Source organism: Pedobacter lithocola (assembly GCF_042650845.1).
Taxonomy (GTDB): domain Bacteria; phylum Bacteroidota; class Bacteroidia; order Sphingobacteriales; family Sphingobacteriaceae; genus Pedobacter; species Pedobacter lithocola.
Genome location: NZ_JBHSBW010000011.1, coordinates 240,797 through 258,757, shown reverse-complemented (window position 1 = coordinate 258,757; position 17,961 = coordinate 240,797). Strand labels below are relative to the sequence as shown.

16 protein-coding genes are annotated in these 17,961 nt (G+C 36.3%); 6 read left to right on the top strand and 10 right to left on the bottom strand.

Annotated elements, in window-relative coordinates; translation table 11 throughout:
• Nucleotides 1-48: 48 nt before the first annotated feature.
• Both ACFOWA_RS11455 and ACFOWA_RS11450 read left to right on the top strand, forming a co-directional pair.
• On the top strand, nt 49-693 hold the full coding sequence (locus ACFOWA_RS11455; protein ID WP_378985217.1) for a LutC/YkgG family protein: 645 nt from the start codon (nt 49-51) through the stop codon (nt 691-693).
• Between the two features lie 70 nt (nt 694-763).
• Complete coding sequence (locus ACFOWA_RS11450) at nt 764-1,840, top strand: 3-oxoacyl-ACP synthase III family protein (protein ID WP_378985215.1); 1,077 nt, start codon at nt 764-766, stop codon at nt 1,838-1,840.
• Here the strand turns inward: ACFOWA_RS11450 and ACFOWA_RS11445 are convergent.
• The 5 genes from ACFOWA_RS11445 to ACFOWA_RS11425 all read right to left on the bottom strand — a co-directional run bounded on the left by ACFOWA_RS11445 (nt 1,837) and on the right by ACFOWA_RS11425 (nt 6,230).
• On the bottom strand, nt 1,837-3,330 hold the full coding sequence (locus ACFOWA_RS11445; protein ID WP_378985213.1) for a tetratricopeptide repeat protein: 1,494 nt from the start codon (nt 3,328-3,330) through the stop codon (nt 1,837-1,839). The two genes, ACFOWA_RS11450 and ACFOWA_RS11445, sit on opposite strands and share 4 nt — an antisense overlap.
• 173 nt (nt 3,331-3,503) lie before the next feature.
• On the bottom strand, nt 3,504-4,247 hold the full coding sequence (locus ACFOWA_RS11440; RefSeq protein WP_378985211.1) for a zinc ribbon domain-containing protein: 744 nt from the start codon (nt 4,245-4,247) through the stop codon (nt 3,504-3,506).
• Entirely contained in the window at nt 4,247-5,344 is a 1,098-nt protein-coding gene (locus ACFOWA_RS11435) for a Nif3-like dinuclear metal center hexameric protein (protein ID WP_378985209.1), read from the bottom strand. The genes ACFOWA_RS11440 and ACFOWA_RS11435 overlap by 1 nt, the downstream gene beginning before the upstream one ends.
• A 209-nt stretch (nt 5,345-5,553) precedes the next feature.
• The gene (locus ACFOWA_RS11430; protein ID WP_378985207.1) at nt 5,554-5,922 is read right to left on the bottom strand and encodes a TM2 domain-containing protein; all 369 of its coding nucleotides are present in this window, start codon (nt 5,920-5,922) and stop codon (nt 5,554-5,556) included.
• A 5-nt stretch (nt 5,923-5,927) separates the two neighbouring features.
• The gene (locus ACFOWA_RS11425; RefSeq protein ID WP_378985205.1) at nt 5,928-6,230 is read right to left on the bottom strand and encodes a DUF2752 domain-containing protein; all 303 of its coding nucleotides are present in this window, start codon (nt 6,228-6,230) and stop codon (nt 5,928-5,930) included.
• A gap of 207 nt (nt 6,231-6,437) precedes the next feature.
• Between ACFOWA_RS11425 and mfd the strand changes: the two genes are divergently transcribed.
• A complete protein-coding gene (mfd, locus tag ACFOWA_RS11420; protein WP_378985203.1) occupies nt 6,438-9,776 on the top strand; it encodes a transcription-repair coupling factor in 3,339 nt (1,112 codons plus the stop codon).
• On the top strand, nt 9,776-9,991 hold the full coding sequence (locus tag ACFOWA_RS11415) for a DUF3820 family protein (protein ID WP_123207064.1): 216 nt from the start codon (nt 9,776-9,778) through the stop codon (nt 9,989-9,991). Before mfd ends, ACFOWA_RS11415 begins: the two co-directional genes overlap by 1 nt.
• Nucleotides 9,992-10,138: 147 nt before the next feature.
• On the opposite strand, the gene ACFOWA_RS11410 is transcribed toward ACFOWA_RS11415, so the two are convergent.
• Nucleotides 10,139-10,855: a DsbA family oxidoreductase gene (locus ACFOWA_RS11410; RefSeq protein ID WP_378985201.1), complete on the bottom strand. Its 717-nt coding sequence runs from the start codon at nt 10,853-10,855 to the stop codon at nt 10,139-10,141.
• Between the two features lie 103 nt (nt 10,856-10,958).
• Between ACFOWA_RS11410 and ACFOWA_RS11405 the strand changes: the two genes are divergently transcribed.
• Nucleotides 10,959-11,606, top strand: coding sequence for a hypothetical protein (locus ACFOWA_RS11405; protein ID WP_378985199.1), 648 nt, complete (start codon nt 10,959-10,961; stop codon nt 11,604-11,606).
• 55 nt (nt 11,607-11,661) lie between these two features.
• Here ACFOWA_RS11405 and ACFOWA_RS11400 read toward each other — a convergent pair whose 3' ends face one another.
• The 4 genes from ACFOWA_RS11400 to ACFOWA_RS11385 all read right to left on the bottom strand — a co-directional run bounded on the left by ACFOWA_RS11400 (nt 11,662) and on the right by ACFOWA_RS11385 (nt 16,901).
• Entirely contained in the window at nt 11,662-14,367 is a 2,706-nt protein-coding gene (locus ACFOWA_RS11400; protein WP_378985197.1) for a M14 family metallopeptidase, read from the bottom strand.
• 562 nt (nt 14,368-14,929) lie between these two features.
• Nucleotides 14,930-15,739: a phosphatidate cytidylyltransferase gene (locus ACFOWA_RS11395; protein ID WP_378985195.1), complete on the bottom strand. Its 810-nt coding sequence runs from the start codon at nt 15,737-15,739 to the stop codon at nt 14,930-14,932.
• Between the two features lie 48 nt (nt 15,740-15,787).
• The gene (locus ACFOWA_RS11390; RefSeq protein WP_378985193.1) at nt 15,788-15,994 is read right to left on the bottom strand and encodes a putative signal transducing protein; all 207 of its coding nucleotides are present in this window, start codon (nt 15,992-15,994) and stop codon (nt 15,788-15,790) included.
• Nucleotides 15,975-16,901: a CPBP family intramembrane glutamic endopeptidase gene (locus ACFOWA_RS11385; protein ID WP_378985191.1), complete on the bottom strand. Its 927-nt coding sequence runs from the start codon at nt 16,899-16,901 to the stop codon at nt 15,975-15,977. Before ACFOWA_RS11385 ends, ACFOWA_RS11390 begins: the two co-directional genes overlap by 20 nt.
• A 42-nt stretch (nt 16,902-16,943) precedes the next feature.
• Between ACFOWA_RS11385 and dusB the strand changes: the two genes are divergently transcribed.
• A complete protein-coding gene (dusB, locus tag ACFOWA_RS11380) occupies nt 16,944-17,951 on the top strand; it encodes a tRNA dihydrouridine synthase DusB (RefSeq protein ID WP_378985189.1) in 1,008 nt (335 codons plus the stop codon).
• The last annotated feature ends 10 nt before the right edge of the window (nt 17,952-17,961 follow it).

Genomic DNA, 17,961 nt, shown 5'->3' with positions numbered 1-17,961 from the left:
ATATTTGAAACCTCGGATGTAAAAATTCGAGGTTTTATTTTTTATACCATGAGGGATAATACAACAGCAAAAGAACAGATGCTAAAGAAAATAAGGAAAGCGCTTTTAGAGAAGCGTGAAAATCCTTATCCAAATTTAGAAGAAAGCCCACTGTATAAAAACAATACTGATGAACTTGAAGTGCTTTTTGCAGAGCAACTTGCAGCTGTTTCTGGTAATTTTATTTTTTGTGAAGATGGAATAGATTTCATTGAAAATATGCTTCAACTAGCTGATAGGTTTAAATGGCGCAAAATTTATTGCTGGGAACCAGAATTACAGGATTTTTTAGCGAAATATGAATTCCCATTTTATCAAACAGATAAAGATTTTGAACAAGCAGAAGTAGGCGTAACCCTTTGCGAAGCGCTAATTGCCAGAAATGGTAGTGTAATGGTATCAAATGAAAGTGCTGCTGGTAGAAGATTAAGTATTTTCCCTCATCATCATATTGTAATCGCCAGAACCAGCCAGCTGGTTTTAGATTTAAAAGATGGTTTCCAGTTGCTTAAAAACAAATATGGAAATCAAATTCCATCAATGATAAGTAACATTACCGGCCCAAGCAGAACAGCCGATATTGAAAAAACGTTAGTACTTGGCGCACACGGACCAAAGGAGTTGTTTGTGTTTTTAATTGATGATTTTTCATAATTATTTCCGAATCTAATTTATTAGTGATATTTTTATACCACATACCGTTTTAGTATGCGGTATTATAATTATGAGCACAACTATACAAACTACAATTATCGGCACAGGAAGTTACATTCCTGAAAATGTTATTTCCGGTAATGAATTTTTAAACTCTACTTTTTTTGAGAATGGAAATATCTTAGAAAAGGAAAATGCCGAAATCATTCATAAGTTTTCAGAGATTACTGAAATTGTGGAGAGAAGATATGCAGACGCCGATCAGTTAAGCAACCAAATAGGCGCTAAAGCCGCAGAAAATGCAATAGAAAATGCGGGCATTGATAAAGAAACGCTAGATTATATCATCTTTTGCCACAATTTTGGCGATATTCCTTTAGACAGCAATCGTACAGATATCTTGCCTTCATTGGCTTCGAAAGTTAAGAAGCTTTTGGGTATAGAAAACCCAGATTGTGTTGCTTACGATGTTATTTTTGGCTGTCCTGGTTGGGTTCAAGGTACAATTCAGGCCGATTATTTTATTAGAAGCGGTGATGCTAAACGTGTGCTAGTTATTGGGGCAGAAACATTATCCCGGATTATTGATCCGCATGATAGAGATAGCATGATTTTTTCAGATGGTGCCGGGGCGGTAATTTTTGAAGGTGTATCAACTGAAGATAAAATTGGTATTCTGGCTCACAAAACAGAAACCCATTCCCTTAACCATGGTGGTTTATTAACCATGGGCAAAAGTTCCAATCCAGAAGAAGCAAATGGAAATGCTTATCTTAAAATGAATGGCCGAAAGCTTTACGAATTTGCTGTAATTCAAGTTCCACAAGTAATTAAAAAAGCGATTGATAAGGCAGGATTAAGCATTGAGGATATAAATATTGTATTTGTTCATCAGGCTAATGGCAAAATGGATGCTGCCATTATGAAAAGACTTTTTAAGCTTTATGGCTTAGATACCGTTCCAGAAAACCTAGTTCCTATGACTATTAGCTGGTTAGGAAATAGCTCTGTAGCTACCATCCCAACTCTGTTGGATTTGGTTTTAAAAGAACAAGTTAAAGGCTATAAAGTTAAAAAAGGTGATGTAGCAGTATTTGCTTCAGTAGGTGCAGGTATGCACATTAACGCATTTATTTATCGTTTTTAAAATCCTATTCTTTTTAAACCCATTTTTGCCTGGCTTTCAATACTGTTTTCATATTCATGATTTTTCATAGATATGGCATTATTGAAAGCCTCTTTTGCTTTTGGCTTATTACCTTTTTTCTCATACACTTTACCCATTTGCAAAGCTGCATTTGCGGCAAAATAATATTTTAATCCTTTGCCTTGTGTTATTGCAGCTTGATAATAACTTAAAGCCAAATCATCTTTTCCTAAGTCATCCACAATTCTTCCAAAGCGATAATTGAATTCTGTTTTATCTTTATCAGATGTGTAATCGGCAGTTTTTTTATCGTCAAGTAACTGCAAAGCTCTTGATAAATATCCACCATCATATAATAATCTTGCTTTAAGCAAATCTATTGGTGGTGCCGGAGCAGAAGCCTCATTTTGGGCTTGCTTATCTTTCTCACTATACAAATAACCCGAATTTGTAGCCTTTGATATAAAAGAAGAATAACCAGATTTATCGCCTTTTAAGAGTGCAATCCATCCGAGGTGTAAGTTAGCATCCTTAATATAATTCGCACCCTTATTTGTTTGCAAGAATTTATTGAAGTACAAAGCTGCGTTCAAATCCAATTTGTTCAAATGGGCTATGCCTTCTAAATAATCCAAATATGGAAATGGCTGATAAACACCTCCTTCAGGCTTGTTGGCTAAAATTTTTATAGCCTCATCGTTATGTGCTGTTTTAATACAAACATAGCTCTGCAAGTATGATTTAAGTAAGCTAGTATCTGCGATACGTTCTGTAAATTTTATGGTTTTAGCATATGCCGATGAGCTATGCGCAACATCGGTTAAAACATAAGCGTAATAAAAAACCACTTCTTCGTAAAATGGTTCGTAGGATGATTTTGGTAAGGTTTCAGCAAGCTTATCAAGCATTGTTAAACCAGCCTGGGTATTGCCTTTAATGCCAACTGTTGATAATGCGCTTTTTAATGCACCATCAGGAAGGTTGCCTAAAACCGTATTAATTAACCCTAAGCCTTTATCATTCAGCAAAAAGTTTGGATACTTTTTTTTATTCTCCAGCAATAGATTGTTGGCTTTTCTAATTTCCATTGCGGCATTAAAAAACTCTCCAAAGCGTCCGCGAATTAAAGCCCATTGTAAATTTATTTCTGCCTGCGCATATAAATAGTAAGGAGAGTTTTTATCATCATCACTTATTTTATCCAACCTGGAAGATTTATTTCCTTTTAATTTATCGAAGTCGGTTTTGCTGCCCGATGTTATCAAGCTGAAATAATCTACATAATTTTCGAGTAAAGGTATAATCGAATTATTTGGATGCTGCTTTTTTTCTGTGGCGATATATGCTTTTGCATTGCCTAGCTTAAGTTCAAATATACTTTTGTAAGCATTTAAGCAATTGTTGTTAAAATCGAAATTGGCAAATGTATTTTTAGGAAGAAGAAACGTGATAACGAAAAAAAGAGAAGCAAATTTTAAGCCTTTAATCATTGTATTTTTTTATGCTAATTATGTTTGATTCTGAAAGGTTGTACAAATATTGTACCTTAATTTGAGGCAATAAATAGGCAAAATTCTTTTGTTAAGCCAAATGATAAAAGCTGGATGTAAATAAAAAAAGTCCTGATTTGCATCAAGACTTTTAAAATAATATATATGGTTAACTAAGCTTCTGCCACTTCATGCGTTAAAGCTTCATCAACTAAAATACGTCCACAATGCTCGCAAACAATAATTTTTTTACGTTGACGAATGTCTAACTGGCGTTGAGGTGGAATTTGATTAAAGCAACCTGAACAAGAATCACGGTCGATGGTTACAACAGCTAAACCGTTAACCGCATTTTTGCGTAAGCGTTTATAAGCAACCAATAAACGCTCATCAATTGTTGGCTCAGCTTTATCTGCTTTCTTTTGTAAATCTTGCTCTTCCTTTTCTGTCTCAGCAGTAATTACATCAAGTTCGCCTTTTTTAACTTCTAAATCTTTTTTTCTGCCTTCTAATTCTGCTTTCGCAGCTTCGAAGATTTCAGTTTTAGAAGTGATTTCGAAACCATGTTCTTTAATTTTCTTTTCAGAAACCTGAATATCTAAACCTTGAATTTCAATTTCTTTAGTTAAAGCATCGTATTCGCGATTGTTTTTAACTTCTTTTAATTGAGAATCGTATCTTTTTATGCCTGCTTGAGCATCTTTAATCGTGTTTTTACGCGTTACGATAGAATCTTCAAGGTCATCAAGTTCTGCCTTAATTTTTTGGATTCTGGTTTCTAATCCTAACACATCATCTTCAAGGTCGGCAACTTCCATTGGTAATTCACCTCTAACCTGGCGAATTTTATCAATTTTTGTGTGGATATTTTGTAATTCGTATAAAGCTTTTAGCTTTTGTTCTACGGTTTGTTCCATTAAAACAAGTAATTTATGGGGTTTGTATTTTGCTCCGTTAAACGGATTGCAAAGTTAGTAAATTTTTTCTGAATAATTTCAACCAATAAATTAGAGGTAAATTGTTCAGTTTCAAAGTGTCCGATGTCGGCAATGATTAATTTTTCCTCTGCATCAAAAAACTCATGGTATTTAAAATCTGCGGTTATGAATGCATCTGCGCCCGCAGCAATTGCTTCTTTTAAAAGAAAGCTTCCAGAGCCACCGCAAACGGCTACCTTCTTTATCCTTTTTGGGAGAACCGAAGTGTACCGAACAACTTTTGCCTGCATTTTATCTTTTACCATGTGTAAAAAATCGTAGGCATCCATATCATACTCTAACCAACCAACCATTCCTGAACCAACTTGCTGGTGTTTATTTTCCAAATTAAATAAATCATAAGCAACCTCTTCATAAGGATGATTTTCGAATAATGCCACCAAAATTTTGCGCTCGGTTTGAATAGGGTAAATTACCTCTATTCTTATTTCAGGTTCATGATGGCGCATTCCTTTTTCGCCAACAAACGGCGCCGCATTTTCATCGGCCTTAAAAGTGCCAAAGCCATCACCATTAAAACTTACTTCACTGTAATTGCCAATATTACCGGCGCCGGCGTAAAAAAGTGCCGAGCGTAATTGTTCTGCCTGCGCTTGCGGACAAAATGTAACTAGTTTTTTTAACAAGCCAGATTTTGGGGAAAGTACTTTAATGCCACTTAACCCTAATTTATCGCAGATTTTTGCATTAACTCCGGTATGCACTGCATCTAAATTGGTGTGGATAGCATAAAGCGCTACATTATTTTTAATCGCTTTAAGTATTACCCGCTCAACGTAGTTTTTACCATTTAACTTTTTTAAGCCTTTAAAAACAATGGGGTGATGGGTAATTATCAAATTACAGCCTGTAGATATTGCTTCATCAACTATTTTCTCTACGCAATCCAAAGCAACCAAAGCCGCCGTGATATCCATATTTGGGTCGCCAACTATTAAGCCCGAATTATCGTAATCTTCTTGATAATTTAAAGGCGCAATGCTTTCCAGGTAATTGGTTATGTCTGATAATCTCATGCTATAAAGATAAAAATTTGGGCAAACTTATGAAGTTTAAAAGGCAAGGCGGGCAAAAACTTTTGTGAGTTTTGGAGAACCAAAATAAAATAAACCCGACAGAAACGAAAAGCCCGCAAACCCGATTTTTCATCGGGTGCGGACTTGTAGTGTATGGCGGGACGAACGTTAAAAATTGCGCTGTCTTTGCTTTTCTAAGAATTAGGCAATTATTGAAAGCCACCCATTCTAACCATTTGCAAACTTTCAAATACCATTTTCTGGTTGTGTTCGAAAGAAAGCGTTTTGTGGTTTATTACATCTACTATTGAACCGATAAAACATAGGCCGAAAGTAAATAGATACAATATTCCCATGCCTATCTGTCCGATAATGAATCGTTGCAATCCTGGCACAATTAATAGACCAATTATGCAGAAAATAAGCATGTCTGACGGATTCTTTCTTTTGCTGCTGTAAACCATTAAAAAGTTTCGTAGCTGTTGTTCTGTTAAGCCTGTTGTTGCTTGTTGTAAGTACGAGTACTCCTCTGGTGTTATACCTGGTAACGACATTAGAGGTGATTGAAATATATCCATGATTTCTATGTGTTTATTGTTGTGTATTTTTTGTTTCTTTTGTATTGTATCAATGTTACTATTCTATAAACTATAATTGTTAAAGCTGGCAAACCAAACCAATGTTCTTTAAAACTTTCGGCAAACTCACCATGTAAAATATGGCTTATTGCTCTTCCTAATCCGCATCCGGGGCACCAATCTGCAAAGCCTAAATTTGCTAGCGGACAAATTGTAAAGTGATGCTCCTGAGCATTTGCATTTGCCAATAAAACCAAAGCTACAACCCAGAAAACAAGTTCAATTGGAAAGCTTTTTAAATGTTTCATGTTTTGCTTTTTATATGAATTAGAAGTAAAGGAAAAAGTTTTGTTACAGAAAGAAGCATTAATTCGACCAACCCTAAAATATAAACGACAAAGTGCTTTATTGCTTCGAAGAAATTTTTCTGTTTTAATAGCTAATTAGCTGTAAACTTAAAAAAACCTTTACACAAGTTTGCGGTTAAATATAAAAGATAAGCTTATTTTTGTGCCTTGAATATTCGCGATTTAATAAACAGATACAGAACCGACGATAGGGTAACGCAATTTACCAAAGCGTTGAACACTTCTAAAAACCCAAAAATACAATTGAAAGGATTGGTAGGATCTGCCGATGCTTTAGTTGCCCTTTCATCGTATTTCTTATTACATAAACCTCTATTTTTTGTATTGCCTGATAGGGAAGAGGCTGCCTATTTTCTATCTGATTTGGAAAGTGTTTTAGATAAACAAGTCTTGCTTTTCCCTTCCTCTTACCGTAAATCGTTTGATTTTACGCAGGTAGATACCGCAAATGTATTGGCTCGTGCAGAGGTTTTAAATGAACTTAATCATGATTCGGAATACGGAAAAATTGTAGTTTCTTATCCCGAAGCCATCGCCGAAAAGGTTATCGACCGCTCTGCTTTAGAAAAAAATACGCTCGAAATTAGTCTTGGCGCCAAGCTAGGCATCGATTTTATTAATGAGTTTTTGATTGATTACGATTTTGATAGAAGAGATTTTGTTTACGAACCCGGTCAGTTTTCTATTCGTGGGGGAATTGTAGATATTTTCTCGTTCTCATCAGATTTGCCATACCGCATTGAGTTTTTTGGTGATGAAGTAGAAAGCATCAGAAGCTTTGAAATAGAAAGTCAACTTTCGGTAGCAGACGTAAAATCGCTAACTATTGTACCAAATGTACAGGCAAAATTTTTAACAGAAAGCAACATCAGCATACTGGATTATATTGATAAAGATACTCAACTCTGGTTTAAAGATGTCGAATTTACGCTCGATATAGTTAAGGCAGGTTATAAAAAAGCTGTTGAGCTTTGGAAAGCTTTATCACTAGCTGAGAAAACTCAAAACCCCGATTGGATTGACCCGAAATTTGCATTTACTGATGAGAAATTACTCGGCGATCATCTTCAGGATTTTCCGATTATAGAATTTGGTAAGCAGTTTTTTTATCAAACAGAAAATCGTTTTGAGTTCGAAACCCGCCCACAGCCATCTTTTAATAAAGATTTTAATCTGCTGATTCACAACCTAAAAGAGAATGAAAAAGCCGGAATCGTCAACTTTATTTTTACCGATTCGCCAAAGCAAATTGAGCGCTTATATGCCATTTTAGAAGATATTGATAAAACCGCGAAGTTTACGCCAATTAACAGCATGCTGCGTGAAGGTTTTGTTGATGCGCAAATACAAACTGCATTTTACACCGACCACCAGATTTTTGACCGTTACTATAAATACAAATTAAAAAAAGGCTATCAAAAAAGTCAAGCCATAACACTAAAAGATCTTCGCGAACTGAAATCTGGCGACTATGTAACACATATCGATCATGGTATTGGTAAATATGCAGGATTAGAGAAGGTTGAGGTGAATGGCAAAACGCAAGAAATGATTCGGCTTATTTATGCCGATAATGATTTGCTTTACGTAAACATTAACTCCTTAAATCGCATTGCGAAATACAGCGGTAAAGATAGTGGCGTACCTAAAATGAATAAGCTAGGTACCGATGCCTGGGATAAGCTTAAAAAGACCACAAAAAAAAAAGTTAAAGACATTGCCCGCGATTTAATTAAACTTTATGCCTTACGGAAAACGCAGGCAGGCACAGCTTTTTCTCCAGATGGTTATTTACAAACAGAACTTGAAGCATCTTTTATTTATGAGGATACGCCCGACCAGTTAAAGGCTACTCAGGATGTTAAAAAGGACATGGAATCGCCACATCCAATGGATAGGTTAGTTTGTGGTGATGTAGGTTTTGGAAAAACAGAAATTGCAGTACGTGCGGCGTTTAAAGCTGTGGCAGAAGGCAAACAAGCTGCAATTTTAGTTCCAACAACAATTTTAGCGCTTCAACATTTTAAAACCTTCTCTTCGCGATTAAAAGATTTTCCGGTTACGGTTGATTACATTAATCGTTTTAAAACCAGTAAACAAATTAAAGATACATTAGCAGAAGCTGCAGCAGGAAAAGTTGATATTTTGATTGGGACGCATCGTTTACTGAGCAAAGATGTTAAGTTTAAAGATCTCGGCATCATGATTATTGATGAAGAGCAGAAATTTGGTGTTACTGCAAAAGAACGTTTAAAAGCTGTGCGTGTAAATGTTGATACTTTAACCTTGACAGCAACGCCAATTCCGAGAACGTTACACTTCTCGTTAATGGGTGCAAGAGATTTATCAATTATAAGCACACCTCCACCGAACCGTCAACCAGTTAGTACCGAATTACATGTATTTAATGATAAATTAATTCAGGAGGCTATTCAATTTGAATTGGATAGAGGCGGGCAGGCTTTCTTCATCCATAATCGGGTGAATGATTTGATGCAATTAGGAGGTTTAATTCAAAAATTAGTTCCGAAGGCAAGAATTGGTATTGCTCATGGTCAGTTAGATGGCGATGCTTTGGAAGATGTGATGCTGGATTTCATTAACGGAGAAAAAGATGTTTTGGTTGCGACCACAATTATTGAGGCCGGCTTAGACATTCCAAACGCTAATACAATTATCATTAATCACGCCCACATGTTTGGCTTAAGCGATTTGCACCAAATGCGTGGTCGCGTTGGGCGAAGCAATAAAAAAGCATTTTGCTACTTATTGTCGCCACCACTTTCAACTTTAACATCCGAAGCCAGAAAACGATTAAGTGCTATTGAAGAATTCTCTGATTTAGGTAGTGGTTTTAATGTAGCCATGCGAGATTTGGATATTCGCGGAAGTGGAAATTTGTTAGGTGCAGAACAAAGTGGTTTTATTGCAGAAATCGGTTTTGAGATGTACCATAAAATATTAGATGAAGCCATTCAGGAATTGAAAGAAGCCGAATTTAAAGGCTTATTTGAGCATGAACCTAATCGCCCATTTGTAGGTTTTACACAAGTTGATACCGATTTGGAACTGTATATACCTGACGCATATATTACCAATATTACTGAACGATATAACTTATATACCGAGCTATCCAAACTTGGCGACGAAACAGAATTGGCCGTTTTTGAAAAGCATTTGGCTGATAGATTTGGTCCGGTACCTCCTCAGGTTAAAACCATGTTGAGTGTAGTTAGGCTGCAATGGTTAGGCAAAAAATTAGGTTTCGAAAAAATCAGTTTTAAAAAGAATAGTTTACGCGGATATTTTCTTAGTGATAAACAATCGAGGTATTTTGATTCAGAAACTTTTACTAAAATTTTAACTTTCGCACAAAATCATCCACGAATGTGTAATTTAAAAGAGGTAAAAAACACTTTAAGAATCGCTTTTGATAATGTTGTAACGGTTGAAGAAGCGATACAAACTTTAGAGTTGATAGATTAATGTTAGACCCAACTTTATTACTCGATTTAGTCAAAATGCAAATGCCTTACGGTAAATATAAAGGCTATTTAATTTGCAACATACCCGAAAGTTATTTGCTTTGGTATAAAGATAAAGGTTTCCCAAAAGGAAAATTAGGTGATTTGATGGCCACCATGTTCGAAATTAGAGTTAATGGATTAGAATATTTGTTAACGCCGCTAAAAGGGAGATGATATTGTTTTAATGCCCATAGACCAATAATGATTTTTTAAGCCACAGAAACTCAGAAGGCTCAGAATTATTAAAATAATTTTTCGCATGGTAGTGATTTCTCAACAAGGAAAATCTGCGTAATTAGCGAAATCTGCGGAAACAACAATTTATATCTCACAACCATTTTCATCGCAAATCGCATCATTATTTTTATTCAAAGAAGTTAGATTTGTATTTGGCTGAGTAGATTTCCATTCTGTAAAACTTTGCGTTAATGCATCCGTAAAAGCTTGAACGGGTTGCGCTCCTGAAACAGCATATTTCCTATCCATTACAAAATAAGGAACGCCCCGAATACCTAAATTCTGGCTTTCATATATATCATAACGTACCTCTTCTGCAAATTTATCGCTTTGTAAAACCTCTTTGGCTTCTGCTTTATCCAATCCTATCTCTTCTGCCAGTTGCAATAAAACAGCATCTTCCCCAATATTTAAACTGCGTACAAAATGGGCTTCGAAAAGTTTTTCCTCTGCCAAATCCTGTAGATTATGTTTAGCAGCTAAATGAATTAAACGATGCGCATTGAAAGTATTCGCAGGAATATTTTTATCAAAATCAATTGTTAAACCTGCGTTAGTAGCCATCTCCACAACCTGCTTAGTCATTTGTTTGGCTTGTTCAATTGGCATGCCTTTGCTTCTCGACAAATAATCATAAACATTTTCATTGTTTATATTATGGTATTCAGGATTTAGCTGATAGCTTTTCCAGTCAACTTCAATCTCATTTTTAAAGGGTAAAGCTTCTATGGCTTTTTCAAAATGACGTTTCCCGATATAGCAAAACGGACACATTACATCCGACCAGATTTCTACTTTCATAAATCAAAAATACCTGATTAATAAATGATGAGGGTAATTCAAAAGTCAAAAGCAATTGTGAGAAATATCTAAAATTTTATATGTTTGATTAAACAAATTTATAATGATGAAAAAACTCTTATTAACGCTCTTAGTCGTTGGCGCATCTTTTGGTGCGTTTGCACAATTCGAAGGTTCCAAACAGGTTTTCGAAAGCCCAAAGTTAAATGCTGAAAAAGCAAAGCACAAGTTAGTTGCAATTTTACCTTTCGCTACAAAAATTTCTTACAAAAAAATGCCGAAAAATTTTAACGCTGAGGCAAACAGAGATCAGGAAAAAACGATGTCTAAATCCATCCAATCAAGCATGTATACTTTCCTACTTCGAAAAGCGAGCGACTACACCGTTGAATTTCAAGATGTAGATAGGACGAATATTTTATTAAAAAAAGCAGGCATAGCTGATAAGCTTGAAGAAATGACCAAAGATGAGATTGCAAAAATTTTAGGTGTTGATGCCGTTTTAGGAGGAAGTTTTGAAACTGAACAAACTAAAAGTGAAGCTGGCGCCATTGCTTCGGCAGTTTTATTTGGTGGCCTTGGTGGCAAAACGGGAACAGGCACGCTAACGTTAACACTTAACAATGGTTCAACCGGAGATTTACTTTGGCGTTTCTTTAAAACAATGAATGATAGCATAACAACATCAACCGATGATTTGGTTGAGCACATGATGAGGAAGGTTTCGCGAAATTTCCCTTACTCAAAATAGAGAAAAATTATATTAAACAATAAAGCCACCAATTGGTGGCTTTATTGTTTATAAACTACTTATACAACTGATTAAATATTAGTTTAAATGTTCCATGAGTTTGAGCTCTGAAAGCAATCTCTGGTCCGAAGGCATATAATTTACCTTTCCCAATTTTTGCTTCGAAGGCGGTTACGCCATCTTGTAAATAGGCTTGGCCCCAGGCCCAACCGCTGCGTAATGGCGTTGCAGAATTAAACCACATTAATGGTTTTATCTTTCCTGAAACAATGGCGTCACCAGTTAATCTAAATACCGGACTGTTATCAAAATATACATCTGTTTCCTTTTCCATTCCCCAATTAGCCTGTTGCATGTTATCAACTTCTACGTTAAGTACGCTGCCTGGTACATAGTATTTTTCATCAGGCAATCTTTTTTCTGTTCCATTAACAATTTCTACCATTGCATTGCGAACAGGTAGTTTTAAGTGGTAAGCAAGGTTTGTGCTAGAACCAATGGTTACGACTTTGCCGCCATCTTCTATAAATTTTTTTATTTGAGGAATGGATTTATCAGCTGTTACTCTTCCTGTTTGCTTTTTATATTCATCTGGTACATTTTGAGGGGTTGCGGCACCAAAACCACCACCAACTCTACCGGTAGCAACTGCAGTTGGCAATGGTGGTATTGCTCCACCTACAAATACAATCACATCATATTTCGATTTTAAATCGCCCGCATCAATATCTTGTGGATAGATAACTGTAGCGTTGTAGTGGTATTGTTCCATTAACCATCGCACCCAACCCGAAGCCATTGAGCCTCCATAAGTATCCCAAAGCGCAATTCTACCAGCTTCAATTTTAGTTTTACTTTTTGGAGCAGCGGCCGATTTTAATTTCACATTCGCTTTCTGTAAAATGCTCTTTGCATTTGCAGAAGCTGATACATAAAAATCGCCGTTTTCTGTAGAACGATACACATCAACATTGCTTTTTAATAAGTCGTTAACCGCTGTGTAAGAATCATTTTGAGCAGCAGCCAACACATAACTCGAACCCGATGGAATTTTGTTTTCTGGTTTTAATAATTCGCCAAACGGAACCCGTTCAAAAGGACCTGAAAAATCGTCAAGCAATCTATCAAATTTCACATCCATCATGTAAGCTAACGTCCATCCGGCAGCATCATAAGGCGGAATAGGTGCACTTCCTTCATATTTAAAATCATTCGGATGGTCTTGCGGCTCAAACATATCCAAAACGTGTGGCCTAAAAGCTTGGTCTGTTTTAACAACATAACTTCCTGCCGGATAATTTTTTCCTGCTACCGTAAACGGAACGGTTGCTTTTTGCACTAAAATTCCTGTTCTGATTAAAGCATTTAAAAACTTTATGGCTGAATTAAAATCTGGTTGATTGGCAGGCAGAATATACCCTCGTGGATCGCGATTTAACGGCGCATTCATCACCGTATCAAAAGCCTTAATACTCATTCCTCTTCCTCTGCCAGATTCTCCAGGTGCAGCTGCTAAAGCCGACGTTTTACCGGCAGCATTTATCGCGTCTATCTTTTTTGGTGAGAAAGACCAGTTGTCTTTTTTACCTCTATCAATAGAGTTTTTTCCCATTTGATAAATGTTATACAGCAATTCATCATGATAACGTTGTGCATAACCTAAAACAGCGTAGTTTAAAGAAACTGAATAATCAATAGAGTTTTTGAAATACCATTTTCTGGGTGTAATTGGATTTGGCGAATCGCCGTTTGGCAGTAACCTGGCCGGAACCAAGGGAATTTCTGAAGGCGTTGGACTGCCAATAATCTCCGTTAACAAACCAATCATATTATGAAAGTAAGTTGTTGTTCTTAAGCCTCCATTATACCAGGTAGAATAAACCGAGCCGCCTCTTTGGGTATAACCTGGCTTATTTTCTACGTTCATTCTGTTGTGCATTGCAGCTCCAACAGCATCCAAACTGGTTAAAACGGCTGGGTCGAAAACATAATTAAATGGATCTCGGTAAGGCGGACCAGCAACTACAGTACCAGCCGGACCAGCCTGATGGTGATTGTACATAATTTGTGGCAACCACTCTACAAAAAGCTGTCGCCCCATATTTTGCGTTTCCTTTAAATTGAGCATAAAAAAATCGCGGTTATTATCATGCCCTGCATATTTTTCGTACAGTCTTGGTAAGCCAGATGTAGTTCTTTTCTTCGGATCTTTTTCTTTCATGTACCAGTTGCTTACCAGCTCTTGCCCATCAGGATTGGCATGAGTGAAAAGAATGATAACATTATCTAAAATTTTTAACGTTTCCGGATCTGTTTTCGATGCAAATTCATAAGCGGTTTGAATAAGTTGATGAGCACCAACAACTTCATTTGCATGCAAACCTCCATCAATCCAAACCACCGCTTTACCTTCTTGAGCTAAGGTTTTGGCTTGTTCAGGAGTCATTTCTGCATGAGCCAACTTCTGTGAAATTTCTTTGTACCGGTCTAGTTTTTTTAAGTTTTCTGGCGAGGAAACGATCAACATATATTGAGATCTGCCTTCTTCTGTTTTACCAATATCTACAAGTTTAACACGCTTTGATGTTTCAGCTAGTTTTTTAAAATAAGCTTCTGTTTGCGTGTAATTAGCTAGTTGGTAATCATCGCCTATATTAAAGCCAAAATGTGCTTTTGGTGTTGGAACATCTTGCGCAAAAACAGTTGCACAACTCAACACTAAAAAAGCAATGCATAACCTTTTAAAGTAGTTTTTTATCATAGTCGGGAAAGTTTGGTTGGTTAATACCAAATATATAACAGAAAAGCATCTCCAAGAGCCTTGCTGTAAATTTGTTACAGTTTAGGTTAAGTAGCTAAATTAAATTTAATGATTAAAAATGTTAGTTCATTGGTGCAACATCGAAAAACATGCTTATTTCCTTAAATGCCCTTTAGGTGGCAAAACAACACTCAGCAGCACTGTGTGCTCTGTACAATTCTCCACGACCTCTGGTTAACTATAATCTCTATGGAAAATTAAATCGAAGGTTTTTTGGAAAACAATGCAATTAGCTTTTTCGGTAACGGCAGTCCCGCTAACCGCTGTAGCCCTCATAGAAAAATTCGGGGCTGCCGCTTTTATCGGGTTTAAAAACAGCAGACATGTGTTCTTAGGCTCTTGTTAGGTGTTTAGCATTTTCTACTTATTACAAACCAAAAATTTCTGTAAATGCAAAAAGCAATGGAATATATATTCTTAGGTGTTTTAGTCGGTAAAAAAATCTAATAAGATAAGAAATGTAGCTTCCTTGAAACAAGCATGAATTCTTTAGAGAAAGTTTCTAGTACAAAATCAAGTACAGATATGCATAAACAACAGGTGCTGCAAGCAGCAATCCGTCAAAACGGTCGAGCAGACCACCATGACCAGGAAGCAAACCGCCACTATCTTTTGTATCTAAACTTCGTTTAAGCATAGATTCTACTAAATCGCCCAAGGTACCAAAACTGGCTATTAAGATTGCCATTCCGACCCAAACTGTTGGTGTTGTTTCTTTAAAGATGAAGGATAAACCGTAAGCCACAAGCGCACTTGTAAACATCCCGCCAAAAAAGCCTTCCCAGCTTTTCTTTGGCGAGTGGCGCTCAAATAATTTACGCTTACCATATTTTACACCAAATAAATAAGCTCCGGTATCATTCGCCCAAAGCATCAATAAAAAAGCTAACGGAAAGTGAAAATTATATTCGCTCCAATTGCTTAGAAAGCCTAGGGCATGGAAAAAGCAGAAAGGAAAAGTGATGTATGCAAAGCCAACAAATGTGTAAGAAATGTTTGCAAAAGGGATTTTGTTCTTTTTGTAAAGCTCAGTTATAAAAACCGAAAAAATTAATGGTACACAAAGTAAAAGGTACTTAACATCATATTTTAAATAATGTAAGCCGGCAGCCATTAAAAAAATTAAAGCTCCTGCAGCTAAACCAATATTTCTATGTGGCCTTATACCCGAGGTTTTTATCAGCTTATAAAATTCGAATAGAGACAGTAAACTTAAAATCAAGTAAAACGCAGTGAAAGTATATGTTCCTAAAAACACAGACCCTAACATCACAATGGTAAAAAAGAAAGCCGTTATCGCCCTGGTTTTCATGATGAAAGTTGGAAAAGGGTTGACGGAAAAAGGAAAATATACATCGCGTTATTCAATTTCGTTTTTAACAATGTACTCAATCGCCTTATCGAAATCAACCTTATTTACCAAAACATGAATTTCTCCAATATTATAAGCAGAGAGCTGCTTGTTAATTACAACAGCAGGGATATCATCTTCAATTAATCCTTGTTTTAGTACTTCGGCTGCAAAGGCATCTCCAGTTGTATATACTTTAATCCAGTTTTCGCTCACGTTGTGCTGTATTTTTAAAAAAGTTAAACAAAGCTATGGTTAATATCGCACTAATTAAATAGCCATACCATGGAAAACCAATTGGATCTTCAGTTTTATCTAAAGGCATATTGTGTTTTTGCATATATAAGGTCATACAAACTGCATAAGCGTTATTAATAAAGTGAGCTAACATGGCGTACCAAATACTTCCGCTGAAGTAATATAAATACCCGAAGCCCGCACCGAGTAGTAATCTTGGCAAAAAACCATAAAACTGCATGTGTATAGCGCTAAAAATTATAGCGGATATCCATATTGCTGCGTGAGGATTATTAAATGCTTTATTAAGCGAACGTTGTACGCCTCCACGGAACATAAGTTCTTCGCCGATGGCGGGTAAAACGGCAATCATAATTAAGTTTACTACAAAATCCCAGTTGTTGCGAACGGTTAAAAGCTGAATTGTCATCTTCATCGCCGCTGCTTCACTTTCCTTCATCCAGGTTTCCAACCATTTTAAGCCAGAAGGTAAGCTCATCTTTTGATTCCAAATGGCTGTCCATTCCATAAATGGCATAGCAACAATCATTATAACCAAAACTAAAAAAAGCAGAAGCGCCTTTGGATTTCCAAAACCATAAAAACGGGTTGGTTTTATCCTATTAGTGTAAGCTAATGCAAGCGGAGGTGCAATAAACATTCCTATTGATGTACCAATCTGTAATATTTTAAGTGCGCCTGTAAATTTTGGGTCGCCGGCTGCAATTAGGTTATAATCTTTTACTATAGCAAACCCATAAATTGATAAAATTACAACCAATGATATAATGGTAAATATAATTGCACCTACAACTGCGTAAAATAAAAGTAAAAGTAATTGCAGAAAAGGATTGATTTCTTCCTGGTTGGATGTAGCGACATTCATTATTTGTACCTTTGTATGTTTATTAATCGTTGAAGATAGAAAATGTCTGTTAAGATAGGAAATATAGATTTGGGTGAATTCCCGTTGTTGCTTGCGCCAATGGAGGATGTTAGCGATCCGCCGTTTCGTTTTGTATGCAAACAAAATGGGGTGGATATGATGTACACTGAATTTATTTCATCTGAAGGATTAATAAGAGATGCAGCTAAAAGCCTACAAAAACTAGATATTTTTGAATATGAACGCCCTATAGGTATCCAGATTTTTGGTGGCGATATAGAACACATGCGTGAAGCTTCAGAAATTGCATCTGCTGCCAATCCTGATTTGGTTGATATCAATTATGGTTGCCCGGTAAAAAATGTTGTTTGTAAAGGAGCCGGTTCTAGCCTTTTGCGAGATATTGATAAAATGGTAAAAATGACCGAAGCCGTTGTTAAAGCTTCGCATTTACCTGTTACTGTTAAAACTCGTTTAGGCTGGGATGATGATAGTAAAAATGTTTACGAGGTTGCTGAGCGATTGCAAGACGTAGGCATTCAGGCATTAACCATTCATGGTAGAACAAGGGCACAATTGTACAAAGGCGAAGCCGATTGGTCGTTAATTCGCGAAATTAAACGCAACCCCCGTATTAAAATTCCCATTTTTGGCAATGGCGATGTTGATAGTCCTGAAAAAGCTGCAAACTGGCGAATGGAATATGAAGTTGATGGCATTATGATTGGCAGGGCCGCTATTGGTTACCCATGGATTTTTAGAGAAGTTAAACATTTTTTTAAAACAGGTGAGCATTTAGCCGGACCTACCATTGAAGAAAGAATTGATGTTTGCCGAACACATTTAGAAAAATCAATTGAGTGGAAAGGACCTAAAACAGGAGTTTTTGAAATGCGTCGTCATTATGCCAATTATTTTAAAGGCTTACCAGATTTTAAACCTTATCGTATGCGTTTGGTTTCTGAGGGAGATATCAGTAACATTTACAGCATTTTAGACGAAGTGGCAGAAAAGTTTGCCAACTACGATCCGGCCAATCAACTGGCTTGATTTTTGAAAA

Coding starts and splice junctions, on each gene's coding strand:
- ACFOWA_RS11455 (WP_378985217.1), top strand. CDS start 49: ATGAGGGATAATACAACAGCAAAAGAACAGATGCTAAAGAAAATAAGG.
- ACFOWA_RS11450 (WP_378985215.1), top strand. CDS start 764: ATGAGCACAACTATACAAACTACAATTATCGGCACAGGAAGTTACATT.
- ACFOWA_RS11445 (WP_378985213.1), bottom strand. CDS start 3,330: ATGATTAAAGGCTTAAAATTTGCTTCTCTTTTTTTCGTTATCACGTTT.
- ACFOWA_RS11440 (WP_378985211.1), bottom strand. CDS start 4,247: ATGGAACAAACCGTAGAACAAAAGCTAAAAGCTTTATACGAATTACAA.
- ACFOWA_RS11435 (WP_378985209.1), bottom strand. CDS start 5,344: ATGAGATTATCAGACATAACCAATTACCTGGAAAGCATTGCGCCTTTA.
- ACFOWA_RS11430 (WP_378985207.1), bottom strand. CDS start 5,922: ATGGATATATTTCAATCACCTCTAATGTCGTTACCAGGTATAACACCA.
- ACFOWA_RS11425 (WP_378985205.1), bottom strand. CDS start 6,230: ATGAAACATTTAAAAAGCTTTCCAATTGAACTTGTTTTCTGGGTTGTA.
- ACFOWA_RS11415 (WP_123207064.1), top strand. CDS start 9,776: ATGTTAGACCCAACTTTATTACTCGATTTAGTCAAAATGCAAATGCCT.
- ACFOWA_RS11410 (WP_378985201.1), bottom strand. CDS start 10,855: ATGAAAGTAGAAATCTGGTCGGATGTAATGTGTCCGTTTTGCTATATC.
- ACFOWA_RS11405 (WP_378985199.1), top strand. CDS start 10,959: ATGATGAAAAAACTCTTATTAACGCTCTTAGTCGTTGGCGCATCTTTT.
- ACFOWA_RS11400 (WP_378985197.1), bottom strand. CDS start 14,367: ATGATAAAAAACTACTTTAAAAGGTTATGCATTGCTTTTTTAGTGTTG.
- ACFOWA_RS11395 (WP_378985195.1), bottom strand. CDS start 15,739: ATGAAAACCAGGGCGATAACGGCTTTCTTTTTTACCATTGTGATGTTA.
- ACFOWA_RS11385 (WP_378985191.1), bottom strand. CDS start 16,901: ATGAATGTCGCTACATCCAACCAGGAAGAAATCAATCCTTTTCTGCAA.
- dusB (WP_378985189.1), top strand. CDS start 16,944: ATGTCTGTTAAGATAGGAAATATAGATTTGGGTGAATTCCCGTTGTTG.